At 71.2% G+C, this 24,131-nt stretch carries 21 protein-coding genes and 1 pseudogene; 13 read left to right on the top strand and 9 right to left on the bottom strand.

The features are described 5' to 3' along the window. Positions 1–8 precede the first annotated feature (8 nt). From AQI70_RS22140 to AQI70_RS22125, 4 genes are all read right to left on the bottom strand, one after another. A complete protein-coding gene (locus AQI70_RS22140) occupies positions 9–2,450 on the bottom strand; it encodes a right-handed parallel beta-helix repeat-containing protein (RefSeq protein ID WP_062152753.1) in 2,442 nt (813 codons plus the stop codon). A gap of 109 nt (positions 2,451–2,559) precedes the next feature. Beyond that, positions 2,560–3,165: an Rv1733c family protein gene (locus AQI70_RS22135; RefSeq protein WP_062152751.1), complete on the bottom strand. Its 606-nt coding sequence runs from the start codon at positions 3,163–3,165 to the stop codon at positions 2,560–2,562. A 164-nt stretch (positions 3,166–3,329) separates the two neighbouring features. Beyond that, positions 3,330–4,172, bottom strand: coding sequence for an MOSC domain-containing protein (locus tag AQI70_RS22130; protein WP_062152749.1), 843 nt, complete (start codon positions 4,170–4,172; stop codon positions 3,330–3,332). A gap of 42 nt (positions 4,173–4,214) precedes the next feature. Beyond that, positions 4,215–4,649, bottom strand: coding sequence for a DUF6643 family protein (locus AQI70_RS22125; RefSeq protein WP_062152746.1), 435 nt, complete (start codon positions 4,647–4,649; stop codon positions 4,215–4,217). Positions 4,650–4,947: 298 nt separating this feature from the next. Here AQI70_RS22125 and AQI70_RS22120 point away from each other — a divergent pair, with 298 nt between their 5' ends. Then, positions 4,948–6,255 (top strand): TerD family protein, encoded by a 1,308-nt coding sequence (locus AQI70_RS22120; RefSeq protein WP_062152745.1) that lies wholly within the window; start codon positions 4,948–4,950, stop codon positions 6,253–6,255. Here AQI70_RS22120 and AQI70_RS22115 read toward each other — a convergent pair whose 3' ends face one another. Continuing rightward, the gene (locus AQI70_RS22115) at positions 6,256–7,431 is read right to left on the bottom strand and encodes a glycosyltransferase (RefSeq protein WP_063801611.1); all 1,176 of its coding nucleotides are present in this window, start codon (positions 7,429–7,431) and stop codon (positions 6,256–6,258) included. It lies immediately after the preceding gene. Between the two features lie 57 nt (positions 7,432–7,488). Between AQI70_RS22115 and AQI70_RS22110 the strand changes: the two genes are divergently transcribed. Together AQI70_RS22110 and AQI70_RS22105 are read left to right on the top strand one after the other, a co-directional pair. Continuing rightward, positions 7,489–8,274, top strand: coding sequence for a glutamate racemase (locus tag AQI70_RS22110; RefSeq protein ID WP_062152743.1), 786 nt, complete (start codon positions 7,489–7,491; stop codon positions 8,272–8,274). Between the two features lie 105 nt (positions 8,275–8,379). Next, the gene (locus tag AQI70_RS22105) at positions 8,380–8,922 is read left to right on the top strand and encodes a hypothetical protein (protein WP_062152741.1); all 543 of its coding nucleotides are present in this window, start codon (positions 8,380–8,382) and stop codon (positions 8,920–8,922) included. Positions 8,923–8,989: 67 nt separating this feature from the next. Here AQI70_RS22105 and AQI70_RS22100 read toward each other — a convergent pair whose 3' ends face one another. Then, on the bottom strand, positions 8,990–10,057 hold the full coding sequence (locus AQI70_RS22100; protein WP_062153101.1) for an O-antigen ligase family protein: 1,068 nt from the start codon (positions 10,055–10,057) through the stop codon (positions 8,990–8,992). A 346-nt stretch (positions 10,058–10,403) separates the two neighbouring features. On the opposite strand from AQI70_RS22100, the gene lnt reads away from it, so the two are divergent. The 4 genes from lnt to AQI70_RS22080 all read left to right on the top strand — a co-directional run bounded on the left by lnt (position 10,404) and on the right by AQI70_RS22080 (position 15,487). Further along, positions 10,404–12,014 carry an apolipoprotein N-acyltransferase gene (lnt, locus tag AQI70_RS22095; RefSeq protein WP_062152739.1) on the top strand — a complete coding sequence of 537 codons (1,611 nt, stop codon included), beginning with the start codon at positions 10,404–10,406 and terminating at the stop codon, positions 12,012–12,014. Between the two features lie 112 nt (positions 12,015–12,126). Continuing rightward, the gene (locus tag AQI70_RS22090; protein WP_062152737.1) at positions 12,127–12,606 is read left to right on the top strand and encodes an NUDIX hydrolase; all 480 of its coding nucleotides are present in this window, start codon (positions 12,127–12,129) and stop codon (positions 12,604–12,606) included. Positions 12,607–12,660: 54 nt separating this feature from the next. After that, positions 12,661–13,476 carry a 3-hydroxybutyrate dehydrogenase gene (locus tag AQI70_RS22085; protein ID WP_062152735.1) on the top strand — a complete coding sequence of 272 codons (816 nt, stop codon included), beginning with the start codon at positions 12,661–12,663 and terminating at the stop codon, positions 13,474–13,476. A gap of 76 nt (positions 13,477–13,552) precedes the next feature. Beyond that, positions 13,553–15,487: a helix-turn-helix domain-containing protein gene (locus tag AQI70_RS22080; RefSeq protein WP_062153100.1), complete on the top strand. Its 1,935-nt coding sequence runs from the start codon at positions 13,553–13,555 to the stop codon at positions 15,485–15,487. 107 nt (positions 15,488–15,594) lie between these two features. Here AQI70_RS22080 and AQI70_RS22075 read toward each other — a convergent pair whose 3' ends face one another. Then, positions 15,595–16,974: an MFS transporter gene (locus AQI70_RS22075; RefSeq protein WP_062152733.1), complete on the bottom strand. Its 1,380-nt coding sequence runs from the start codon at positions 16,972–16,974 to the stop codon at positions 15,595–15,597. A 194-nt stretch (positions 16,975–17,168) separates the two neighbouring features. Between AQI70_RS22075 and AQI70_RS37660 the strand changes: the two are divergent. Then, positions 17,169–17,352, top strand: a pseudogene (locus tag AQI70_RS37660) (IS5/IS1182 family transposase); the annotation flags it as partial. An 11-nt stretch (positions 17,353–17,363) separates the two neighbouring features. Here the strand turns inward: AQI70_RS37660 and AQI70_RS22070 are convergent. After that, the gene (locus tag AQI70_RS22070) at positions 17,364–18,872 is read right to left on the bottom strand and encodes a DUF4246 domain-containing protein (protein WP_079051422.1); all 1,509 of its coding nucleotides are present in this window, start codon (positions 18,870–18,872) and stop codon (positions 17,364–17,366) included. A 133-nt stretch (positions 18,873–19,005) separates the two neighbouring features. Here AQI70_RS22070 and AQI70_RS39825 point away from each other — a divergent pair, with 133 nt between their 5' ends. From AQI70_RS39825 to AQI70_RS22055, 5 genes are all read left to right on the top strand, one after another. Continuing rightward, entirely contained in the window at positions 19,006–19,536 is a 531-nt protein-coding gene (locus AQI70_RS39825; RefSeq protein ID WP_208607413.1) for a hypothetical protein, read from the top strand. Positions 19,537–19,713: 177 nt separating this feature from the next. Continuing rightward, entirely contained in the window at positions 19,714–19,920 is a 207-nt protein-coding gene (locus AQI70_RS39820; RefSeq protein WP_208607412.1) for an MFS transporter, read from the top strand. 202 nt (positions 19,921–20,122) lie between these two features. Beyond that, complete coding sequence (locus AQI70_RS39815; protein WP_208607411.1) at positions 20,123–20,503, top strand: MFS transporter; 381 nt, start codon at positions 20,123–20,125, stop codon at positions 20,501–20,503. A gap of 399 nt (positions 20,504–20,902) precedes the next feature. Further along, entirely contained in the window at positions 20,903–21,469 is a 567-nt protein-coding gene (locus AQI70_RS22060) for a PadR family transcriptional regulator (RefSeq protein ID WP_062152728.1), read from the top strand. 79 nt (positions 21,470–21,548) lie between these two features. Continuing rightward, positions 21,549–23,267, top strand: coding sequence for an acyl-CoA dehydrogenase family protein (locus AQI70_RS22055; RefSeq protein ID WP_062152726.1), 1,719 nt, complete (start codon positions 21,549–21,551; stop codon positions 23,265–23,267). A gap of 195 nt (positions 23,268–23,462) precedes the next feature. Here the strand turns inward: AQI70_RS22055 and AQI70_RS22050 are convergent, their stop codons facing one another. Continuing rightward, on the bottom strand, positions 23,463–24,125 hold the full coding sequence (locus tag AQI70_RS22050) for a pyridoxamine 5'-phosphate oxidase family protein (RefSeq protein WP_062152724.1): 663 nt from the start codon (positions 24,123–24,125) through the stop codon (positions 23,463–23,465). Positions 24,126–24,131: the final 6 nt, after the last annotated feature.

The following is a 24,131-nucleotide window of genomic DNA, read 5'->3' as shown; positions in this document are numbered from 1 at the left end:
AGGCGGCCTCAGGGCAGCTCCGGCAGGTCCTCCGCGTACAGCAACGTCAGGTCGTCGGTGCTCGGCTCGTCGAGCTGGGCGACCCGGCCCGCGTGCCGTTCGACCATCGCCTCGAAGGTCTGGCGTGCCGTGCGGCCGTTGCCGAAGGCCGGGCCCTTGGGGATCGCCGTGAAGTACTTCAGCAGGGCCTCGGCGAGGCCCGGGCCGAGCCGGTACTCGTGCTCCTCGGCCTGCTGCTCCACGATCCGCAGCAGTTCGTCCGGGCCGTAGTCGCTGAAGGTGATGGTCCGTGAGAAGCGGGAGGCCACACCCGGGTTGACCGAAAGGAAGCGCTCCATCTCGGCGGTGTAGCCCGCGACGATCACCACGACCGCGTCCCGGTGGTCCTCCATCAGCTTCACCAGCGTGTCGATGGCCTCCTTGCCGAAGTCCCGGCCCGAGTCCTCCGGCGACAGCGCGTACGCCTCGTCGATGAACAGCACACCGCCACGCGCCCTGTCGAAGGCCTCCTGCGTGCGGATCGCGGTGGAGCCGATGTGCTCACCGACCAGGTCGACCCGGGACACCTCGACCAGGTGGCCCTTCTCCAGCACGCCGAGGGAGGCGAGGATCTCGCCGTACAGGCGGGCGACCGTCGTCTTGCCGGTGCCGGGGGAGCCGGTGAAGACCAGGTGGCGTTTGACCGACGCCGCCTTCAGGCCCGCCTGCTGGCGCCGCCGTCCCACCTCGATCATGTCGGTGAGGGCGCGCACCTCCCGCTTGACGCTCTCCAGGCCCACCAGCGCGTCCAGTTCACCGAGGACGGCCTTGGAGGTCCGGGTCGGCTTCTCGGGCTCCGCGGCGGCGAGGAGCGGCTCCTGCTCGGTGGTGCGCTGGCCGGGGATCGCGCCCAGAAGGCCGGGTGACTGGCGCACGGTCTGCACGGCGGGCTCCGGCGCCGGGGCCGGCTGCCTGAGGCCCGCGCTCTCGTCGCTGGTGCAGTCCTCCACGTCGGGGCCGACCCCGGAGGCCGCGTCCGGGCCGCCGTCCGCGAACTCGTAACCGCCGCGCGCGCACCGCTCCGTACGGCACTTCTTCAGCGTCGTACGGCAGCCGTCGATCACATGGAAGCCATAGCCGGAGCTGCCCCTCACCCGGCAGTTCAGGAAGGTGCCGCGGCCGCCCGCCGACACGTAGAACCCGGCCTCCGCGGGGGACTCGACCGTGCAGCGCTCGATGGTCGGGTCGGCGCCCTTGGTGACGATCACGCCGGTCTGGGTGCCGTCCAGCGTGCAGTTGTTGAGGGTGCCGCCGCTGCCGTGGTCACGGAACCAGGCGCCCGTCGCCGCGTCCCGGATACGGCAGTCGTCGAGCTGCGCGGTGGCGCCGTCGCTCACGGACACCGCGGTGTTGCGCACCTGGGACAGGTCGCTGTCGACGACGTCCGCGCGGGAGCCGCGGTCGAGGACGAACAGGGCGTCCGGCACGTCGTGCACCCGGCAGGAGTCCAGCACGGCGGTGGCGCCGTCGCTGACCCAGACGGCCGGGTAGTCGCCCGTGCTGTCGAAGATCTCGCACTGGTTGGCGTCCACGCGCGTGCCCGGGTCCCACACGGACAGGCCGTTGCGCCCGAACTGTCGCACCGTGGTGCGGGTCAGGGTGAGGACCGAGCGGGAACGCAGGTCGACCGCGTTCTCCGGGATGTCGTGGATACGGCAGTCGGCCAGGGTGAGCACCGCGTCCGTGTCGAGCGTGACGCCGTCGGCGGTGGTGCGGTGCACATCGCAGTCGGTGAGGTGGGCGGTGGCCCGGCCGGTGACCTGCACGCCGGAACCCCGCACCTCGTAGATCTCACAACCCACCGCCTCCAGCGCGGAGTTCTCACCCGTCGCCGTCAGCCCCGAGCCCGAGGTGTGGTGGATCCGGCAGCGCTCCAGCCGGGGATGGGCGCCGCCGCGAACCGTGATGCCCGCCTGGCCGGCCGCGACGACCTCGCACTCCTCGAACACCCCGCCCCCGCCGTCGAGTACGGCGATGCCGATGCCCGCGGGATTGTCGACGGTGCAGCGCCGCACGGTGGGCCGCGCGCCGCCGCGCACCTCGATCCCGGCCGCGGACCGCGTCACGACCCGGATGTCCGCCAGCTCCGGCGTGCCCTCCTCGACGAGCAGCGCGGGCGCCGCCGCGTCCTGGCCCTCCACATAGAGGTCCTGCACCACCGCCGAGGCACGCACGGTCAGCGGCACGCCGTCCACGGGCGCGATGCGTACCGAGCCGGGGGAGCCCTCGGGGCCGCGCAGGGTCACCGCCCGCTGGACGACGAGGTTCTCCCGGTAGGTGCCGGGCGCGACGGTGAGGACGTCACCGTCGGCCGCGGCCTCCAGGGCGGCGGCGAGCGATGCGTACTCACCTGTGCGGCGCCGCCACCGCGATGTGCCGGTGTGCGTCACCTGGACCGTGCCCTGTGCCATGGCGTTGATGTGCCCCCACCTCGTAGTACGCGGGTTGTGCTGCCGAAGAGTTCGGCCGGTCCACCGTAGCGTGCGCGCGGACGGTGGGTTGACCAGAGCCGGAAGGCCGTCAGCTGCCGGTGCCGGTCCGGCCCCAGTCGGGACCCGCTTTGTCCCAGGCCTGGTCCCAACGCGCGTATCGGCGACGGGCCATGCGCCAGAGGACCAGCCGTCTGCCGCCCTCGATGAGGCCGGCGGCTATGAGGGCCGCGCCGAGGCCGGCGAGCACGGCGTGCGTCCCCGCCGTCGCGGAGTCGAGGGGGCGTGCCACTGTGCGGCCGTGACGGTCGGTCCATATGGTGAAGCGGTCGCCGGGCTGAGGGCTGTCGAGGCTCGCCATGACGGGCGTCCGGTGCTCGCTGCCGTCGGGTGCGGTCCAGTAGGCCAGGACCCGGGTGCGCACGTCCCGACCGGTGGAGGTCTCGGGGTCGGTGTCCAGCGCGGAGCCGTCCATCTCGCGGACCACGGTTGCCGTCACGATGTGCCGGGACGCGCGCTGTTCGCGGACGGACTGCTGCAGGGCGTCCTGGGCGAGGCCGCCGACCAGACAGCCGGCCAAGGGTGTGACGAGCAGGATCAGCAGCAGGGCCACGAGAGCGAGCCAGGCCTCGACCAGATCGGTCGTACGGCACAGCGGATTGTGCCGCCAGCGCCAGAGTCCGCTGATCGCCCGCATCGTCCCGTCACCCCCTTCGCGCTCCGTGATAACCCCGCACAGAGCCGTTCACCCGCGCGCCCGGTCGAAGAGAGAGCGAAGTCACCTGCGCCCGGGGCCTCTCATGAACTTCTCATGAAAAGCCCAACGAGCGCGCCCCGGGCCCGGGTTCCCGCCCGACGTCGCTAGGCGGCAACTTTCTGGCCGAGGATCCGGACCGGGTCACCGACCCGGATCGTGCCGGTGGTCAGGGGCACCAGGTTCTGGCCGAACACCAGCTTGCCGTCCAGGCGTCGGTGCCTGCCCAGGGTGTGCAGGGGTTCCCTGCCGCGCTCGGCGGTGCCCTGGTCCGTCGTGGTCACCACGCACCGCCCGCACGTCTTGGGGACGCGGAAGGTGACCTCGCCGATGGCGATGCGCGACCAGTCGTCCTCGGCCCAGGCCGCGGTGCCCGACACCACCACGTTGGGCCGGAAGCGGTTCATGGGCAGCGGGCCCTCGTCGGCGTGATCGCCCGCCGCGATCAGGTCGTTGAGGGCGTCGAGAGAGGCTGCCGTGGTGAGCAGCAGCGGATAGCCGTCGGCGAAGCCGACCGTCTCGCCCGGCAGGGCGTACTCCGGGTCGACGGGCCGGCGCGTGGCGGGGTCGTCCATGTGCACGAGGCGCACGTCGATGCCGAGATAGGTGCCGCACCAGGCGTGCGCGGCGGCGTCCTCGGCGAGGACCGCCTCGACCTTGTCGCGGAAGATCTCCACCGGCACCGTGCCGACCGCGCGGGGCACGGGCACGGTCAGCGGGTCCATGCCGGGCGCGGACAGCCGGAGGCCGCCGCCGGGCAGGAGCTCGGCGGCGGCCAGGGCGAGGCGCGGGTGCTGGCGCTGCGTCACGACCTTTCCCCCGTGGTCGATCAGCGCCCAGCGGCGGTCTCCGGCCAGCCCCCAGGGCTCCACGACGGCTTCCCGGGGCGCTGTGCCCCGGAACGCCTTGACCGGATGAACGTGAATCGACTGCAGCTGCGCGTGCCCCATGGGGCCATCGTGCCAGGCGGCGCCGACAGCCCGGGGAACGGGTCAGTAGCCGCGGTACTGCTGGTTGTTGTACGGATCCTGGTAAGGAGCCGCTGCGGGGCGGGGAGCCGCGGGGCGCATGGCCTCGTAGCCCGTGCCGCCGGGCGCCACCGGACGAGGCTGCTGCGCCTGCGGTCCCGGATAGCCACGCGGCGAGGCCGCCTGCTGCGGGATGTAGGCCGCGGGCGCCTGTTGCAGCGGGGAGGGCTGCGGTGCCTGCGGGTAGCCGTAGGAGGGCTGGGACGGGGCTGCCGGGAGGGCCGGCAGCGCCGAGGGCAGCGCGGGCAGGTTGCCGCCCGGCGTGTCGTACGCGGCGGGGACCCGGATCGGGGCGATCTGCGGGGTACCCCGCTCGGCGACGAGCGAGTCGTAGATCGGGGTGTCCGGGAAGGAGGCGGAGTAGTAGCCGCCGCCATAGGTGGAGCGGGGGGAGGTCATGGCACATAAGTTAAGCCCACGATGTGCTGGTTGGGGAGACCGATAAGAGGGTTGTTTTATGTGCCAGCAGTGACGGTGGATCCCCAATGCGAGCGAAACTTGGCAAAAAGGGGCGCTGAGCTGCGTTCGAATCATGTAAAGGCCGAGTTCCGGGCGGGTTACCGGCGGTTGGACAGCGGTGTTCCTGCGCCCCTCATCGGAGTTGGCTCTCGCGGGGAATAGGTTGGCCGGGTAAAGAACCAGATGAGCTGCCGGGACATGCCTGGCGCGCTGACCCGTGATGGGGGCGGACATGTCAATGCCGAAAGGATCGAATGTTCCGGTGCCTACGACGGCACTGCGGGTCGAACTGGGCTGGCGTTCCGGGCCGGGCGTGCCCGACGCGGACGCCTCGGCGCTGCTGCTGGTCGGCGGAAAGGTCCGTTCCGACGGCGACTTCGTCTTCTACAACCAGCCCGCGCACTCCTCCGGCGCCGTCCGGCACGAGGGCAAGCGGGAGGCCGGCGGCCGGGTGACCGACAGCCTGCTGGTCGACCTCGCGCGCGTGGAGCCCGCCATCGAGACCGTCATTCTCGCCGCCTCCGCCGACGGCGGTGCCTTCGGCCAGGTGCCGGACCTGTACATCGAGGTCAAGGACGCCGCCCAGGGCGCCGTCGTCGCCCGTTTCGACAGCGCCGGCGCCACCGTCGAAACCGCTTTCCTGCTCGGTGAGTTCTATCGCCGCCAGGGCGCCTGGAAGTTCCGTGCCGTCGGCCAGGGCTACAGCAGCGGCCTTGAGGGCCTGGCCACCGACTACGGCATCACGGTCGACGAACCCCGGCAAGCGGCACCCGCTCCGGCCCCCGGCGCGGCACCCGCTCCGGCCCTCGGCGCGCCGACGACCCCGCCCCCGCCCGTGGCACCCCCGGTGACCATGCCGCCGCCCGCGATGCCGTCGACTGCCCCGCCCGCGCCCCAGGCGCCGCCGCTCAGCCTCAGCAAGGTGACACTCACCAAGGCGGCCCCCTCCGTCTCGCTGACCAAGCAGGGCGGCACGTCGGGCGCCATGCGCGTGAACCTCAACTGGGAGATGCGCAAACAGTTCTCGGGCTGGGCGAGCAAGCTGGGCCGCACGATGGCCCTGCACAACGACCTCGACCTCGATCTGTGCGCCCTGTACGAGCTGACCGACGGCAGTAAGGGAGTCATCCAGTCCCTCGGCAACGCCTTCGGCGCCCTGCACCAACCCCCGTACATCCACCTCGACGGCGACGACCGCACCGGCGCCCTGGCCGGCGGCGAGAACCTCACCATCAATCTCGACCACCAGCGGGACTTCCGGCGCGTCCTGATCTTCGTGACCATCTACGAAGGGGCGCGTTCCTTCGCCGAGCTGCACGCCACGGTCACGCTCACGCCGCAGCACGGCGCCCCGATCGACTTCTCGCTCGACGAGTGCACGGTCCCCTCGACGGTGTGCGCGCTCGCCCTGATCACCAACACCGGCAGCGATCTGATCGTCCAGCGCGAGGCCCGCTATCTGATCCCGGAGCGCGGTGTGAGCCCGCAGCGCACGGTCGACCACGCCTACGGATGGGGCATGAACTGGACGCCCGGCCGCAAGTAGTCACCCCTCGTCGGGCACGGCCTCCGGCCGTGAGTAGGTGCGGCCCTTCCAGGCCGCGCCGCGCCCCCGGTAGTGCTGCACCGCGGAATCGACCGTCATGAGGAGATAGAGGAACGCGGTGAACGGCAGCAGGGGAGCGAGCCACAGCGACTGGCGGTAGTAGCGGAGCATCGGCACGTACGTCCCCGTCATCACCAGCCACGCGAGACCGCCGACGACCGCCGTCACCGTATCCCCGCCGACCAGTCCCGCGACCACGGCCACCGGCGGCACCAGGTACACCAGCGCGAGCCCCGCGACCGTGCCGGCCAGCAGCAGCGGGTTGTGCCGCAACTGTGCGTACGCGCTGCGCGAGACCATCCGCCACAGGTCACGCAGCCGCGGATACGGGCGCACGCTCTCCACCCGCTCGGCCAGCCCCAGCCAGATGTGGCCACCGCTGCCCTTGACGGCCCGCGCCAGCGCCACGTCGTCGATGACGGCGTGCCGGATGGCGTCCGGAATCCGCGCCCGCTCGGCGGCCTCGGCGCGCAGCAGGACGCAGCCGCCCGCCGCGGCCGCCGTACGCGCCCCCTTCCTGCCGATCCGGCGGAACGGGTACAGCTGTGCGAAGAAGTACACGAAGGCCGGCACGACCAGCCGCTCCCACCGGCTCGCCACCCGCAGCCGGGCCATCTGCGAAACGATGTCGAAGCCCCCGGTGCGCGCCGCCGCCACCAGCCCCCGCAGGCTGTCGGGCGCGTGGGCGATGTCGGCATCCGTCAGCAGCAGGTACTCGGGGGCACGCGCGCGTGCCAGGCCGATGCCGTGCCGCACGGCCCAGAGCTTGCCGGTCCAGCCGGTCGGCGGTTCGCCGGGGGAGTCCACGGTCAGCGGCAGCCCGCCCTGCCGCCGTGCGAGCTCGCGCGCCAGCTCCCCGGTGCCGTCCGTACTTCCGTCGTCGATCAGGAAGACCTCCGCGCGCCCCGGATAGTCCTGGGCGAGCAGCGACGGCAGGCTCGCGGGAAGCACCGCGGCCTCGTCGCGAGCCGGTACGACGACACAGACGGACGGCCACTCGGCCGGTTCCGTGCGCTCGGGGAGCCTGACGTCCGTGCGCCAGAAGAAGCCCTGGCCCAGCAGCAGCCACAGCCAGGCGGCGAGTGATCCGGCGGCGGTCCACGCGATGGCGCTCACCCGCGCAGTCTGCCCCACCGGACCGGCCCGCACAGGCCCATCGTCTATCGTGGCCGGGTGAAGATCGCGCTGATGGACTCCGGAATCGGCTTGCTCGCGGCCACCGCCGCGGTACGGCGACTGCGACCCGACGCAGATCTCGTACTCTCCCTCGACCCCGACGGCATGCCCTGGGGTCCGAGGACCCCCGAGGACCTCACGCGGCGTGCCGTGGCGGTCGCGGACGCCGCCGCCGCGCACCGACCGGACGCTCTGATCATCGGCTGCAACACCGCGAGCGTGCATGCGCTGGCCGCTCTGCGCACCCGCCTGGAGCCCGGCATTCCGGTCATCGGCACGGTTCCGGCGATCAAGCCGGCCGCGGCCGGCGGCGGCCCCGTCGCGATCTGGGCCACGCCCGCCACCACCGGCAGCCCCTACCAGCGGGGCCTCATAAAAGACTTCGCCGACGGCGTGGCCGTCACCGAAGTACCGTGCTTCGGCCTGGCCGAGGCGGTCGAGCGCGCGGACGAGACGGCGATCGAGGCCGCAGTCGCCGCGGCCGCCGCGCTGACCCCCAAGGACGTGACGACCGTCGTCCTCGGCTGCACGCACTACGAGCTCGTCGCGGAGCGGATCCGCGCCGCCGTACAGCGCCCCGGCTTCCCGCCGCTCGTCCTGCACGGCTCCGCCGGAGCGGTCGCCGCGCAGGCACTGCGCCGACTGGGCGAGCAGCCCGCCCCCGCGGCCGCGGCCGACGGCACCCTGACGGTGCTGCTGAGCGGCCGCGAGGGCACGCTTCCCGAGCCCGCCCTCGCCTACGAGGAAGGCCGCCTCCTGCAGGCGATCAGCCCCGCGCGCTGACCGGGGGCCGCGAACCGGACGCCCTCGGTCCGTCCTGGCCCGGTCGGCCCAGTCACCCTCCGCAGCGCGGTACCGGCGCAGCGGAACCTGAGTAACCTCATAGGCATGAGGGACCACCCCCAGGGCAGGAAGCCGCACCCCGATGTGTGGACCGGGCGGGCGACCAACCGGGTCCAGTGGCTGCTGGCGCTCGTCGGAGCCGCCTGCATGGCGCTCGGGGTCGAGCTGGCCGTCGACTCGCCGTGGACGGACGGCATCGCCCCGCTCGTCATGGCCGTCGTCGGCTGTATCGCGGCCGGGCTGCTGGTCCTCTTCGGCACTCTGGCGTTCGTGCACGTCGCCCTCAGAGTCGATCAGGAGTGCCTCGAAGTGCGCTGCGGCCACCTCGGTGTGCCGCGCCGCCGGATCCCCCTGTCCGAGGTCGTGGGCGCCGACTTCGTCCCGCACGTCACTCCCCGCCACTGGGGCGGCTGGGGCTACCGGTGGCGGCCCGAGAAGGGCACCGCGGTCGTCGTACGACGTGGTGAGGGCCTGGTGCTCCGGCTGTGGGACGGCCATACGTTCACGATCACCGTGGACGACGCGGAGGCGGCCGTACAGGTCATCAGGGACCGGCTGCGGACGCGGACACCCGGCACGGCGCACTGAGCCGTCACGGCGAGGGCGCGCCTTCAGGGCCGTCCGCGTCTGCGCATCCTAGCGCCGCACATCCGGGTCACGGGGTCAACCGGTCGCCACGCGCGCGTACGCCGATCTCGCGCCCCGACGACTCGCCCGCGATCGGGCGTGCCGTGGCCAGCCCCGCCAGCAGGCCCGCGCCCACCGACACCATGGTGAAGCTGAGCGCGTTGCCGACCGCGGCGATCGCCGCCACGGCCGTCAGGGCCGCGCCCGCGGTGAGCGCGACCGGGGTGGGGCGCGCGGTACGCCACAGCGCGAACAGCATCCAGCAGAAGGCCGCGGCCAGCAGCAGCACGCCCACGACTCCCTGTTCCGCCGCCTGCTGCAGGGGCGCCGAGTGCGGCTTGCCGTCGGACAGCAGCGTCCCGGCCGACGTCGTGCTGAGCTCTCCGAAACGTCCCGGCCCCATGCCCAGGGCGAGATCCTCACGGGCCAGGTGCAGGGCGTCGTGCCACAGCTGGAGCCGGTGCCGGGTCAGCCGGTCCTCCAGCCAGGCGGTGAGCCCGCCGGGCACCGCGTTCCCGGCGACGGCCCAGATCAGGCCGGTTACCGAGGTCGCGGTCAGGGCCAGTCCCGCGATCACCAGGCCGCGCCGGCGGATGTGGCCGGCGGCGAGCGAGCACAGCACGACGGCCGTACAGGTGACGAATCCGACGGTCGAGCCGAGAGCTGCCGCGGTCAACGCGATACCGGCGGCCAGTACGCGCAGGCACAGCCGCAGGGCCGGTGCCGAGGCGGCCCAGGCGGCGCAGCACGCGGCACCCGCGGAGAGGGTCAGTACGGCGGCGGTGGCCCCGGCGTGTCCCAGCGGGGTGACGATCTGGGGCCCGGGGGACAGGTGCGGAACGGTCAGCGTCAGGCTCACTCCGGCCAGCGCTCCGGCGCAGGGCGCGGCGACCGGCAGCAACGCCCCGCTGATCCGTCCCGCGGCATAACCGGCGGCCACGGCGAGGATCGCGAGCAGAACACCCTCGGGGCGGCCGTCGTGCACCGCGGCCGAGATCAGCGACCAGGCGGCGCAGGCCCCCAAGACCACCACGCCCGCCGCGTCAGAAACGTTTCGTCTGTCGCCGTCCGCACCCGGACCTGCCGCAGACGTCATCCACGTGACACCCACCCCGCCCCCCGAAACCGGTCCCCCGACCTGTGACGGGCCTCGGCCATCCGGACCTGACCTGCCGGTACGACTGAGGCTCCGGCATACCGTAACGGCTGATGGGCGGTTTGTGGACGTGTCGTGCAGGAACGATGCGCCACATCGGCGCCCGGAGGATGCACCACATCAGAGCCGGGAATGTGCACCACATCAGAGCCCGGAGGATGCATCACGTCAGCGCCCGGAGATCGGCCGACCTTCCGGTGGCATCGCGAGGCACAGCGCCCGCCCGGCCCCCCGCCGCCCCGGACCGCGCTGTCGGCGCGCAGGTCAACCGCCGTACACTCCCGGAGTGACCGTCACCGCAACTTCCGTGGACGAGTCGGACCAGCTGCCGCCCCAGACTGCGCCCACCTCGCGTGCGGCACGGCTCGTGCGCCTGGTTCCGGCCCTCGCCGCGGCGCTCTCCGGAGTGCTGCTCTACGTCAGCTTCCCGCCGCGCACCCTGTGGTGGCTGGCCCTGCCGGCCTTCGCCGTCTTCGGCTGGGTGCTGCGCGGGCGCAGCTGGAAGGCGGGCCTCGGTCTCGGCTATCTCTTCGGCCTCGGCTTCCTGCTGCCGCTGCTGGTGTGGACCGGAGTGGAGGTCGGTCCCGGCCCCTGGATCGCGCTGGCCGCGATCGAGGCGATCTTCGTCGCGCTGGTCGGCGCGGGTGTCGCCGTGGTGTCGAGGCTGCCGGCCTGGCCGGTCTGGGCGGCCGGGCTGTGGATCGCCGGGGAGGCGGCACGCGCGCGTGCGCCGTTCCACGGCTTCCCCTGGGGCAAGATCGCGTTCGGTCAGGCCGACGGCGTCTTCCTGCCGCTCGCCGCGGTGGGCGGCACGCCGGTGCTCGGCTTCGCGGTCGTGCTGTGCGGCTTCGGTCTCTACGAGGCCGTACGCCTCGCCGTGCGGATGCGGCGCACCCGGGCCGTACGGCGCTCCGCGGCGGCCGTCGCCCTGCTGAGCGTGGCCGTGCCGGTGGTCGGCGCCGTGGCCGCACGCCCGCTGGTCAGCGACAAGGCGGAGAACGGCACCGCGACCGTCGCCGTCGTCCAGGGCAATGTGCCGCGCGCCGGACTGGACTTCAACGCCCAGCGGCGGGCCGTACTGGACTACCACGCGCGCGAGACCGAGCGCCTGGCCGCCGAGGTCAAGACGGGCAAGGTCGCGCAGCCCGACTTCGTGCTGTGGCCCGAGAACTCCTCCGACATCGACCCCTTCGCCAACGCCGACGCCCGCGCCGTCATCGACGCGGCCGCCAAGGCGATCGGCGTGCCCATCTCCGTCGGCGGCGTCGTGGAGAAGGACGGCAAGCTGCTCAACGAACAGATCCTGTGGGATCCGGTCAAGGGGCCCGTCGACACGTACGACAAGCGGCAGATCCAGCCCTTCGGCGAGTACCTGCCGTTGCGCTCGCTCGTCGGGGCGATCAACGAGAACTGGACGTCGATGGTCCGCAAGGACTTCAGCCGGGGCAGCGAGCCGGGCGTGTTCGACATGGACGGCGCCAAGGTCGGCCTCGTCACGTGCTACGAGGCGGCCTTCGACTGGGCCGTGCGCTCCGAGGTCACCGACGGCGCCCAGATGATCTCCGTACCGAGCAACAACGCGACCTTCGACCGCAGTGAGATGACCTACCAGCAGCTCGCGATGTCCCGCGTCCGCGCGGTCGAGCACAGCCGGACCGTGACCGTCCCGGTGACCAGCGGGGTCAGCGCGATCATCATGCCCGACGGGACGATCACGCAGACGACGGGCATGTTCGTGGCCGACTCGCTGGTGCAGAAGGTGCCGCTGCGCTCCACCGAGACGCCCGCCACGCGCCTCGGCATCCTGCCGGAGATCGCGCTGGTGCTGGTCGCCGCGGGTGGTCTCGGCTGGGCGATCGGTGCCGGGATCCGCGGGCGACGCGCCACCGAGGCGTAGCCGTACGTCCCTGGCACGCGTAGCCGTACGTCCCTCGCACGCCCCCGGAACTCCCTCGCACGCCCCCGGAACCCGCCGGGGGCGCCGCCTGCGGCCCGTTAGGGTCGGGGCCATGCCTACTCCTGACTTCATTCGCACGATCCGGGCCTCCGCCGGTCACCAACTGCTGTGGCTTCCCGGGGTCAGCGCCGTCGTCTTCGACGACGAGGGGCGAGTCCTGTTGGGGCAGCGCGCGGACAACCGCAAGTGGACGGTGATCAACGGCATCCCCGACCCCGGCGAGCAACCCGCGGCCGCCGCCGTCCGGGAGGTGTACGAGGAGACAGGCGTCCGGTGCGTCGCCGAGCGGGTCGTCCTCGTCAGGTCCGGCAACGAGGTCACCTATCCCAACGGCGACATGTGCCAGTACATGGACGTCACCTTCCGCTGCCGGGCCGTCGGCGGCGAGGCACGCGTGAACGACGACGAGTCCCTGCAGGTCGGCTGGTTCGAGGTCGACGCACTGCCCGCCATGGACGAACGTCAGCTGTTCCGGATCAAACAGGCACTGTCCGATGAACCCACGTGGTTCGAACCCATGAGTTCAGACTGAAATATGGGCTGCGGCCATATGTGGCCTGGCGGCGGTGCTGCCTAGGGTCGAACCATGACCCCGCCCAGCATCCTCCCGGAGCCGGATCAAGGCTCGTCCTTGTCCTCCTCGCTCGACCTCGGTGGCCGCACCGCCCTCGTCACCGGCGCCGCCGGCGGCATCGGCCGCGCCTGTGCGCTACGGCTCGCGGCGTCGGGAACCAAGGTCAGAGCGGTCGACCGGGACGCCGCGGGCCTGGAGGCGCTCGCCGAGCGGGCCCGGGGCCTCGCGGGCACCGTCGAACCGCACGTCCTCGACCTCACCGACCTGGACGCCGCCGAACTCGCCGCCGCCGGCACCGACATCCTCGTCAACAACGCCGGCCTGCAACTGGTACGGCCCCTTGAGGAGTTCCCGCCCGACGTCTTCCACACGGTGCTCACCGTGATGCTGGAGGCGCCCTTCCGGCTCATCCGCGGCGCCCTGCCCCATATGTACGGCCAGGGCTGGGGGCGGATCGTCAATGTGTCCTCGGTCCATGGACTGCGCGCCTCTGCTTTCAAGTCGGCCTATGTGGCCGCCAAACACGGTCTGGAGGGACTCTCGAAGACCGCCGCCCTGGAGGGCGCACCCCATGGCGTCACCTCGAACTGTGTGAACCCCGCCTATGTGCGCACCCCACTGGTGGAGAAGCAACTCGCCGACCAGGCCCGGGCACACGGCATTCCCGAGGAGCGGGTGCTGGCCGAGGTGTTGCTGCAGGACAGCGCGGTCAAGCGGCTCATCGAACCGGAGGAGGTCGCCGAGGCCGTGGCGTACCTGTGCAGCCCGCAGGCGTCCTTCGTCACCGGCACGTCGTTGGTCCTCGACGGCGGCTGGACCGCGCACTGATCGCTCCGTGCCGACGGAGTCTCCGAGTTGTCCACAGGGCTGACGGGTCGGCGGTGAGATGAGCAATCCTGTGGGCATGCCTCGCGATCACGTGCAGCCCGCCGAGCGTTCCGCCACCGGTGCCGGAGCGCCCCCGAGCAGCGCCGAGACGCCGTTCCTCGAGCTGCTGGCCCGGGGCGCGTCCGCCGACGCCTACGAGCAGCCGGTGCTGCTCGCCCGCGCCGAGGGCAGACCGGCCGAGCGGATCCGCGCCCTCGAACAGGCCAAGCTCCTCGCGCTGCGGGTGCGCTCCGAGCTGGAAGGACGGCGCAGGCGCGAGGCAGAGCTCTCGGCCCTCTTCGAGACGGCCCACGACCTGGCCGGGCTCAGGGACCTGGACGCCGTACTGCAGGCGATCGTGCAGCGCGCCCGGTCGCTGCTCGGCACGGACGTGGCCTACCTCAGCCTGAACGACCCGGTCCGGGGCGACACCTATATGCGGGTGACCGAGGGCTCGGTCGCCGCCCGCTTCCAGCAGCTGCGCCTCGGCATGGGCGAGGGCCTCGGCGGTCTGGTCGCGCAGACCGCGCGCCCCTATGTCACCGACGACTACTTCAAGGACGACCGCTTCCAGCACACCCTCGCCATCGACGCCGGCGTGCGCGACGAGGGGCTGGTCGCCATCCTCGGGGTGCCCCTGATGCTGGGACACCATGTGATCGGGGTCCTGTTCGCGGCGGACCGGCGCGCCCGGGTCTTCGAGCGGGAGCAGATCGCGCTGCTCGGCTCCTTCGCCGCCCTCGCCGCGGCAGCCATCGACACCGCGAACCTGCTCACCGAGACCCGCTCCGCCCTCGCCGACCTGGAGCGCGCCAACGAGATCATCCGGGACCGCAGCGGAGTCATCGAACGGGCCTCCGATGTGCACGACCGGCTCGCCGAGCTCGTGCTACGCGGCGGCGGGGTGCACGATGTGGCCGCCGCGGTCTCCGAAGTCCTCGACGGCACCGTCGAGTTCGCGGAGGCCGCCGCCGCGCCGGCCAAGGCCCTGGAAGCCTCCCGCGCCGAAGGACACGCGGTACGCCACGACCACGACTGGATCGCCGCGGTGGCCGCGGGCGGCGAACTGCTCGGCGCACTCGTGCTGCGCGGTCACCCGGGCCTCGACCCCGTCGACCAGCGCACCCTGGAACGGGCCGCGATGGTCACCTCCCTGCTGCTCCTCGCCCGGCGCTCCGCCGCCGAAGCCGAACAACGTGTCCGAGGCGAGCTGTTGGACGACCTGCTCGACGCCCGCGACCGCGATCCACGGCTGCTGCGTGAGCGCGCGTCGCGACTGGACGCCGACCTGGACGCCACCCATGTCGTCCTCGCCGCCCGTCTCGACGCCGCAGCGGCCGACGCCGACCAGGAGGCGGCCGCCCGCAGACGGTTGTGGTCCGCCGCGTCCCACTTGGCCGCCACCCGGCACGGCCTGGCCGCCGCCCGCGACGGCGGCACCGTGCTGCTCCTGCCCCTCGACCCGGGAGACACGGCCACCGCTCTGGCCCGCCGCACCGCCCGGCACCTCGGCACGGCTGTCCATGAGGCGGTCACCGTCGGTGCCTCCGCCCCGATCGATGACCTGGCCGCCCACCCGGACACCGTGGCCGCCGCCTACGAAGAGGGCCGGCGCTGCCTCGACACCCTGCGGCTGCTCGGCCGCTCCGGAGACGGCGCCGCGGCCGAGGACTTCGGGTTCGTCGGGCTGCTGCTGGCCGGGGACCGGGACATCGCCGGCTTCGTCCGCCGCACCATCGGCCCGGTCGTCGCCTACGACGAACGGCGCGGCACCGACCTGGTGCGCACTCTCGACGCGTACTTCGCCTGCGGGATGAGCCCGGCGCGCACCAAGGACGACCTGCACGTCCATGTGAACACGGTCGCGCAGCGCCTGGAACGCGTGGGCCGCCTCCTCGGCGACGACTGGCAGAGCCCGGCCCGCGCCCTGGAGATCCAGATGGCGCTGCGGCTGCACCGGCTGGCGGGGTGACCCCGGATGTCCCTCGGGCGGGCTTCGCCCGAGGGACATCCGGGGTCACGCCGGCATGCGGGTTCCGGAGAGGATCCGTTGCCGTTGCCGCTTACCTTGCCGCTGCCTCAGCGGACCGAGGCCCTGTCCGTGGCATCCTGCGGGGACGAGGTGGCGCCGATCTGCGCCAGGTCGCGGTGGCGTGTCTCGCGGGCCGCCAGCACGGCGACCAGCGTGATGGCCACCGCGATCAGCAGGTACAGCGAGACCAGGGTGGAGCCGCCGGACTCCACCAGCAGCGCCGTCGCGATGAGCGGTGCCGGAGCGCCGGCCGCGACGGACGCGAACTGCGCGCCGATCGATGCGCCCGAGTAACGCATCCGCGTTGCGAACATCTCGGAGAAGAACGCCGCCTGTGGGGCATACATCGCCCCGTGGAAGACCAGACCCACCGTCACCGCGAGGATCAGCAGGGCGAAGTTCTCGGTGTCGACGAGAGTGAAGAAGGGGAACGCCCAGGCGCCCATCCCGAGGGCGCCCAGCAGATAGACCGGACGCCGGCCGAGCCGGTCGGACAGCGCGCCCCAGGCCGGGATCACCGCGAAATGAATCGCGGAGGCGATCAGGACGGCGTTCAAAGCGGTCTGCTTCTCCAGGCCGGTGTGCTCGACGGCGTACACCAGGATGAAGGCCGTGATCACGTAGTACGAGATGTTCTCGGCCATCCGGGCGCCCATCGCGATGAGCACGTCCTTCCAGTGGTGCCGCAGCACAGCGACGAGCGGCATCTTCTCGACGGCCTGCTCCGCCTTGCGCGCCTCGGCCTGCGCCAGCGCCGCCTTGAACACCGGCGACTCGTCGACGGACAGCCGGATCCACATCCCGACGATCACCAGCACACCGGAGAGCAGGAACGGCACGCGCCAGCCCCATGATTCGAACGCGGCCTCGCTCAACAGCGCCGTCAGGGCGGCCAGTACACCGGTGGCGAGGAGCTGCCCGGCGGGCGCCCCGGTCTGCGGCCACGACGCCCAGAACCCGCGGCGCCGTGCGTCCCCGTGCTCGGAGACCAGCAGCACGGCCCCGCCCCACTCACCGCCGAGGGCGAAGCCCTGGACGAGCCGCAGCGCGGTCAGCAGTACCGGAGCCGCGCTGCCGATGGTGTCGTGGGTGGGCAGCAGCCCGATGGCGAAGGTGGCGCCACCCATCATCAGCAGACTGAGAACGAGCAGCTTCTTGCGCCCGAGCCGGTCCCCGTAGTGCCCGAAGACAAGCGCACCGACGGGCCGGGCGGCGAATCCGACGGCGTACGTGAGGAAGGAGAGCAGGGTGCCGACGAGGGGGTCGGAGTCGGGGAAGAAGAGCGTGTTGAAGACCAGTGCGGCGGCGGCACCGTAGAGGAAGAAGTCGTACCACTCGATGGTGGTGCCGATGAGGCTGGCGGCGACGATGCGCTTCAGGTTGCCGGGGGTTTCCGGGGATGGCGGAGCGGATGCTGCGGAGGCCATGTGCGCCACTTCCTCGTGTGCGGTGGGGACGGGTACGTGTCGGGACACCGTAGAAACCCGCAGGTCAGGCGCACATGTGGCGGGACAACATAGTTCTGGGACAAGGTATGCGTGCGGCCCCCATGCCAGCTCGCCAGGGGGTGGTTCACTGGCTGGAACGGAGCAGCTCGACGTCCCGTACGAGCTCGTCGAGCACCGGACTCGGCGAAGGCGACTTTGTCATCGTCGACGGCACCCTCATCTCATCTGGTTCTCGCGTGCGACACGGGGCGCGCCCACGACCTGACCGCAGCACGAGCCCACGGCATTGTCCAGGCATGCCTGACCCGTCAGATCCTCGTGCTTGTGGATTGGGGCCTGACAGGGAAACGCGCCACCGGTTCGCACCTTCAGTGCTCGCAGAGGGAGAATTCTCGCTCATAGAGCTGCTCGTTGTGTTCGTCGACGAAGAACTTGCGTTCCTGCATGAGTTGTTCGCGGTAGTTCTTGGCCTGTTCAAGTGTCATGGTCGAGGTCTCGGACCATGGTTGTTGCGGTGGCACATCGGATGTCGAGACGATCTTTTCCGACGGGTCGACCAGGAAGAACGCGAGAATCTTGCGATATCCCGGGCGGGTCGGGTCCATGAGGCGGAATGAGCCGACGCGGTGTTGCAGGATGTTCGGGAACGCCAGGCAGCGGCCCGCTGGGGTCGATGTCGATCCCAGCACCTGGTTCAGTGCGTCTTCGTCCTCCAGGCCGTAGACCTCACGCAGGCCGTTGTCGTCGTTCTGTTCGTAGCTCGGGTCGTCGAGTGCCGCCCGGAAACTCAGCCGGCTTTCGGTGATGTTCTCGCTGTCCCAGTAGTAGATGCCGGTCGAGACGATCCGCTCGTTCAGCATGCCCTCGACATGCCAGGAACCGCCGGGGTACTCGGGCTTGTCCGGGGTGAGATGAATGGTGGCGAGCTTGACGATGACCTGGAGACGGCGGCCGCGCAGGTCGACTCGGGCGGATTCGTCGGGCAACTCGGGCGGGGTGAAGACCGGGGCGTCCGGGATGGCCGGGCGGCGGTTCTCCCACCAGTCGTCCTGGGCCTCTTCCCATGCACGGACGGCTTCTGCGTAGGCCCCGTCATCGCTGTAGGAGGATTTGTCCGGATACTCAGGCTCCGAGTCGTACCACCCGAAAGGATCGGCCTCGATCCGCAGGGGCCGCGGATGGCGCAGATCGGTGAGCACGTTCTCCAGCAGCGGGCGCAAGCGCGCGAACATGTCTGGCAGGACGGAGGCGAGTTCGCGATGAGTCTCTGGGTGGACGTTGTTGACGTACGAACGGAAGGCGACGTCGCCGTCGTCACTGACGTCGACGTCCGTGGGTAGCCACTGGAACTTCTCCGAGAATTCGTACCTCGAATAGCGGTCCGTCGGGTTCTGCCAAGCTCTCTCGGGCGCACCGCTCACCTCTCTCACCAGGCAGAACAGTGAGGGATGAACCAGGTCCAGCACCTGGCCGTCGGATCCGGGATGCCAGTCCTGTTCTGCTTCGGGGACCTGCTCCAGAACCCGAACCGCCTCGCGCAGCCGGGATCTGAGCTTGTCGTCGACCAGTGTGTCCGACTGCCACACCCCGTCGACGGCGGACACCTCGATGCCGGTTCGTCCGTCCCGCAGCGCGGCGTAATGCCGGAGTTCGGCAAGCACGTAACGAACCTGCGCTTGGGTGAGGCCCTGGGCGACCGCTTCTTGCGTCCACCTGGCGACGATGTCGGCATCGTTCATCTTGTCGAACCACCCCGGCTTCGCCCGAATGAGTGCGCTGAACTGCATCATCTGAAGTTCCCGCAGCGTCCGGGGTGTCGCGAACGATATGGAACGTGAAGCATGAAAGGGCAGCGGGAAAGCAGACAGGCCAGTCAAGTCTCTTGGTCCTCCCAGTCGGTGTGCGGTGGCGGGAAGGATACTTCGGCAGACTGACACCGCAGCCGTTGGTCCCTGTCATCGCTGGTCCGGGAGCCAGGGCTTCGACGCAGTCGCGTGATGTAGTCGCGTGATGTCCGGTTCGCGCTCCTTCGAGGCCGCGGAGCGTGAGGGGGAGGCGGGGCTTGCAGGCGTTGCGGCACAGGCCGGCCTTGATGTTCTTCACTCCGGCCGTGCGGAGGCCCCGAGCACGGTCGGCGAGGACCGGGATGCCCTGGCGTTCGCAGATCCGGATACGCTGAAAGACCCCAGTGGCAGCCGCACACCTGACCCGGTGCCAGTCCTAAAACACGTTGCCGGGCGCGCCGCCCAGCCCGACGATCAGGCGCATGTCTGCCGGCCTGGCGCCTCTGCGCCACCGACCGTTCCGTCACCTCTTCATCGGTACGACGGCCAACTGCTCGGCAACGGGGTGGCGCCGATCGCCCTGGCCTTCGCCGTGCTCGACGCCACTGGCTCGGTCGGCTCGCTCGGGTTGGTGGTCGGCGCCAACTCCCTCACCAGCATCCTCTTCCTGCTGTACGGCGGGGTGTTGGCGGACCGGCTGCCACGCGGCCCGCTGCTGGTCGGCAGCAGCGTGGTCAGCGCGCGAGCCCGGCGGTGATCGCCGCCCTCGTACTCACCCACAGCGCCGCCATCCCCCTGCTCATGGTGCTCGCCGCGGTCAACGGGGCATCAAGTTCCTGCCACCACCCGCCTCCCAGGCCCTGCTGCCTCAGACCGTGCCGGCCGAGTCCCGCCGCGCCGCCTCGCGCTCTCCCGGATCGCGGGCAGCAGCGCGATGATCGTGGGCGCCTCGCTGGGCGGCGTACTGGTCGCCGCGGTCGGCCCCGGCTGGGGCCTGGCCGTCGACGCGCTCAGCTTCGCGCTCGCCGCCGCGTCCTTCGCGCTGGTCCGCGTCCAGGTCGCGCCACCTGAGCCCAGCGTCGGCCTGGTGCATGAACTGCGCGTCGGCTGGCGGGAGTTCACCTCCCGCAGCTGGGTGTAGGTGATTGTGGTGGCCTTCTGTTTCCTCAACGCCGGCATCACCGCCTCGTTCACCGTCCTCGGCCCGGCCGTCGCCGACACCACCGGGATCGGCCGCAGCGGCTGGGGCCTGGCTCTCGCCGCGGGTTCGCTCGGCGCGGTCGCCGGCGGCGTACTCGCTGAGGTGGCGGCCCCGGCGCGCGATCCTGGTCGGCTGCGCGCTGATGGGCCTGACGGCGACGACCCCGCTGCTGCTCGCGCTCGCCCCGTACACCTGGGTGCTGGTCGTGGCCAACTTCGTGGCGGGCGTGGGCGTCGAGCAGGCCGGCGTCGCCTGGTACTCGACCCTCAACGAGCAGATCCCCGAGGACCGCCTCGCCCGCGTCTACGCCTACGACGACCTCGGCTCCTACCTCGCGCTCCCGCTCGCCCAGTTCGCCGCCGGACCCGCCGTACTCCTCCTCGGCCTCCATGCCACCCTCTACGCGGCCGCCGCGCTCATCCTCCTCGCCACCCTCGCCATGGTCGCCACCCCCTCCATCCGCGCGCTGGCCCCGAGGCCAGCGGAACCGCTGCCCGCCTCCGAAGATCCGGTGCCTCACTGAGCCGGGTTTCGTTCCGGTGCGTTCATCCGGTGCCTTCCACGAGGGTCACCGTGGACGTCGTGTGGCACGGCCGCGAGCAGCGCCTGGCACAGTCGCCCCCGAGCGTCGGTGCGCACGTCGTCCGGCATCGCGGCGCGGATGGCGGCCTGCACCAGACGGTGCAGCACCGGGAGGAGGAGGCTCCGCGCCTCCCGAGCCCCAGGCCGGGCAGAGCACCGGCCGTCGTGTCCCACACCACCGGACGGCCGCGGCTGCGATCAGCGTTTCCGTCCTGCCGCTGCTCCACTCGGGCGCGGCCAGTGAGCGGAGCGAGCTGTCCACCGCCGCACCGCGTGAGCCGTGTCTCACCGGGGCGGCGCCTCTTGGCTATGCAACGAGTTGCATATGAGGATCAGGGGTATGGCCCTCGAGCACGCGATCCTCGTCTCCCTGCTGGAGAAGCCGGGCTCCGGCTATGAGCTGGCCCGGCGGTTCGACCGGTCCATCGGATACTTCTGGACCGCCACCCACCAGCAGATCTACCGCGTTCTCAAGCGCATGGAGAGCGACGGCCTGCTGGCCGTCCGCGGACTGCCGCAGCAGGACCGACCGGACAAGAAGGAGTACTCCGTCATGGGCCCCGGCCGCGCCGCCCTCTCCCAGTGGCTGCACGAACCGATCGAACCCGAGAGCATCCGGCACGACCTCGCCGTGAAGATCCGCGGCGCGGCCTTCGACGACCCGTCCGCGCTGATCCGTGAGGTCGAACGGCACCGCCAGGTGCACAGCGACCGGCTCGCGCACTATCTCGCCGGGGAACTGCGTGACTTCACCGGCCCTGCGGCTCCCACCCCGCTCGACGCCGGTCAGGAGCTGCAGCATGTCGTGCTGCGCGGCGGCATCGCGTACGAGCGGATGACGATCGCCTGGCTCGACGACGTACTCGCCACCCTTCGCCGGCTCGGCATGTCACACCCGCGTGCCTGAACTGCCGGCCGTCGCCGCCCGCGCTCCGCGACCTTCATTGCGGCACCCTTCATCCTCAACCCCCGGAAGGCGGACCTCCATGGCCGATCCCCTGCTCTTCAACCCGCGCACATACGACCCGGCGCAGTTCGATCCCGAGACCCGCAGGTTGCTGCGTGCCACCGTCGACTGGTTCGAGGACCGCGGCAAGCGCAGGCTCATCGAGGACTACCGTTCCCGCGCCTGGCTGGCCGACTTCCTCGCGTTCGCCGCCAAGGAGGGGCTGTTCGCCACCTTCCTCACCCCGGCGTCCGCCGCCGGACACGAGGACCAGCGCTGGGACACGGCCCGGATCGCCGCCCTCAACGAGATCTTCGGGTTCTACGGTCTCGACTACTGGTACGCGTGGCAGGTGACCATCCTCGGTCTCGGACCGGTCTGGCAGAGCGACAACACCGCGGCTCGCACCCGCGCGGCGGAACTCCTCGCACAGGGCGAGGTGTTCGCCTTCGGCCTCTCGGAGAAGACCCATGGCGCCGACATCTACTCCACCGACATGCTGCTGACGCCGGACGGCAACGGCGGTTTCAGGGCGACGGGTTCCAAGTACTACATCGGCAACGGCAACGCCGCAGGGCTCGTCTCGGTCTTCGGCCGCCGCACCGACATCGAGGGCCCGGACGGCTACGTCTTCTTCGCCGCCGACAGCCGCCACCCGGCCTACCACCTCGTGAAGAACGTCGTCGACTCCTCCAAGTACGTCAGCGAGTTCCGCCTGGAGGACTACCCGGTGGGCCCGGACGACGTCCTGCACACGGGCCGCGCCGCCTTCGACGCCGCCCTCAACACCGTCAACGTCGGCAAGTTCAATCTCTGCACCGCCTCGATCGGCATCTGCGAGCACGCGATGTACGAAGCGGTCACCCACGCGCACAACCGCATCCTGTACGGCCGCCCCGTCACCGCCTTCCCGCACGTGCGCCGCGAGCTGGCCGACGCGTACGTCCGTCTCGTCGGCATGAAGTTGTTCAGCGACCGCGCCGTCGACTACTTCCGCTCCGCCTCTTCGGACGACCGCCGCTATCTGCTGTTCAATCCGATGACGAAGATGAAGGTGACCACGGAGGGCGAGAAGGTCATCGACCTGATGTGGGACGTGATCGCCGCCAAGGGCTTCGAGAAGGACACCTACTTCGCACAGGCCGCGGTCGAGATCCGAGGGCTGCCCAAGCTTGAGGGCACGGTCCACGTCAACCTCGCGCTGATCCTCAAGTTCATGCGCAACCACCTGCTGCACCCGGCCGAGTTCCCGGCGGTGCCGACCCGCCTCGACGCGGCCGACGACGCTTTCCTCTTCGAGCAGGGTCCGGCCCGTGGCCTTGGCTCCGTGCGCTTCCACGACTGGCGCCCCGCGTACGACGCGTACGCCGGGGTGCCGAACGTCGCCCGCTTCAGGGAGCAGGCCGACGCCCTGTGCGAGTTCGTGGCCACCGCGGCCCCCGACGAGGAGCAGAGCCGCGACCTCGATCTTCTCCTCGCCGTCGGCCAGCTGTTCGCGCTGGTGGTGCACGGCCAGCTGATCCTGGAGCAGGCCCGCCTGACGGACCTCGACGAGGACGTGCTCGACGAGCTGTTCTCCGTCCTGGTCCGCGACTTCTCCGCCTTCGCGGTCGAGCTGCACGGCAAGGACTCCGCCACGGAGGACCAGCAGCGGTGGGCACTCGGTGCGGTCCGGCGTCCCGTCGTCGACGCAGCGCGTTCGGGGCGGGTCTGGGAGCGTGTCGAGGCACTGTCCGGGGCGTACGAGATGGCGCCGTGACAGCGAGCCCAGGGGGGCGCGTCGACACGTGACGGTCACGGTCCCCGTCAGCTGTGAAGCCCGTACCGTGGTCCTCCGCGTGACCTGCCGCGCGGAGGACCACGGTGGGTTGTGCCGACTTCGCCAGTGCCCGCCGTAGCCGTCGTCACGGGCGGGCGCCGCCGGGGTCACGTCCGTCGGCTCAGCGCCGCAGGGTCAGCCCCTGCCCGGCGGCGGTCCGGTGTGAGTTCCCGCGGTCTGCACGCCCTCGTAGTGTGGGGACTGGTGCTCGGCGCGGGGGACGAAGTAGTCGGGATCCCTTGGCCGCTGGGCCCCCGGGCGCGGACGCGGCGCCGGCTCGAGATGGGGGATGTGCTTGGAGCAGTGCACATACGCCTCCTCCACCGTGATGTGCACCCAGAATTCGGGCTTGCGGCCAGGAGCGGTGTCCACAGGAAGGTGGGGGTGGGCCCGCCGCTGCTCCTCGTCCCGGTGGAGCCGAGCCGCGCCATTGACGTGCAGTCCGATGTGGTCATGGGTGAAGTCGACGAAGAGCAGACCGATATGCGGGTTCTCGGTGATGTTGCCCGCACTGGCGAGGACCCCGTTCCCACGGTACTCGGGGTAGGTGAGGGTGCCCTCGTCCAGCACGGTGACGAAGCCCGGGGGACCGGCGCGGAATGTGACGTCACAGGCTCCGCCGGCGTCCGACGTGGACAGGAACGCCATGGTCTGCCGACCTATGAAGTCCACCATCTGCGGGGTCAGTCGAGTCTGCACCTGGCGGTCGTAGAAGGTGGCGGCCTGGTCGGCCGTGCCGAGAAGGTGCTGCAGGCGGCGCTCGCCGACGGAGCCGGTGGTCTCGCGGGTGTGGTTCACGGAACG

Origin of the sequence: Streptomyces curacoi, assembly GCF_001513975.1 — a bacterium.
GTDB lineage: Bacteria > Actinomycetota > Actinomycetes > Streptomycetales > Streptomycetaceae > Streptomyces > Streptomyces curacoi.
This window is presented reverse-complemented; position numbering and strand designations above follow the sequence as displayed.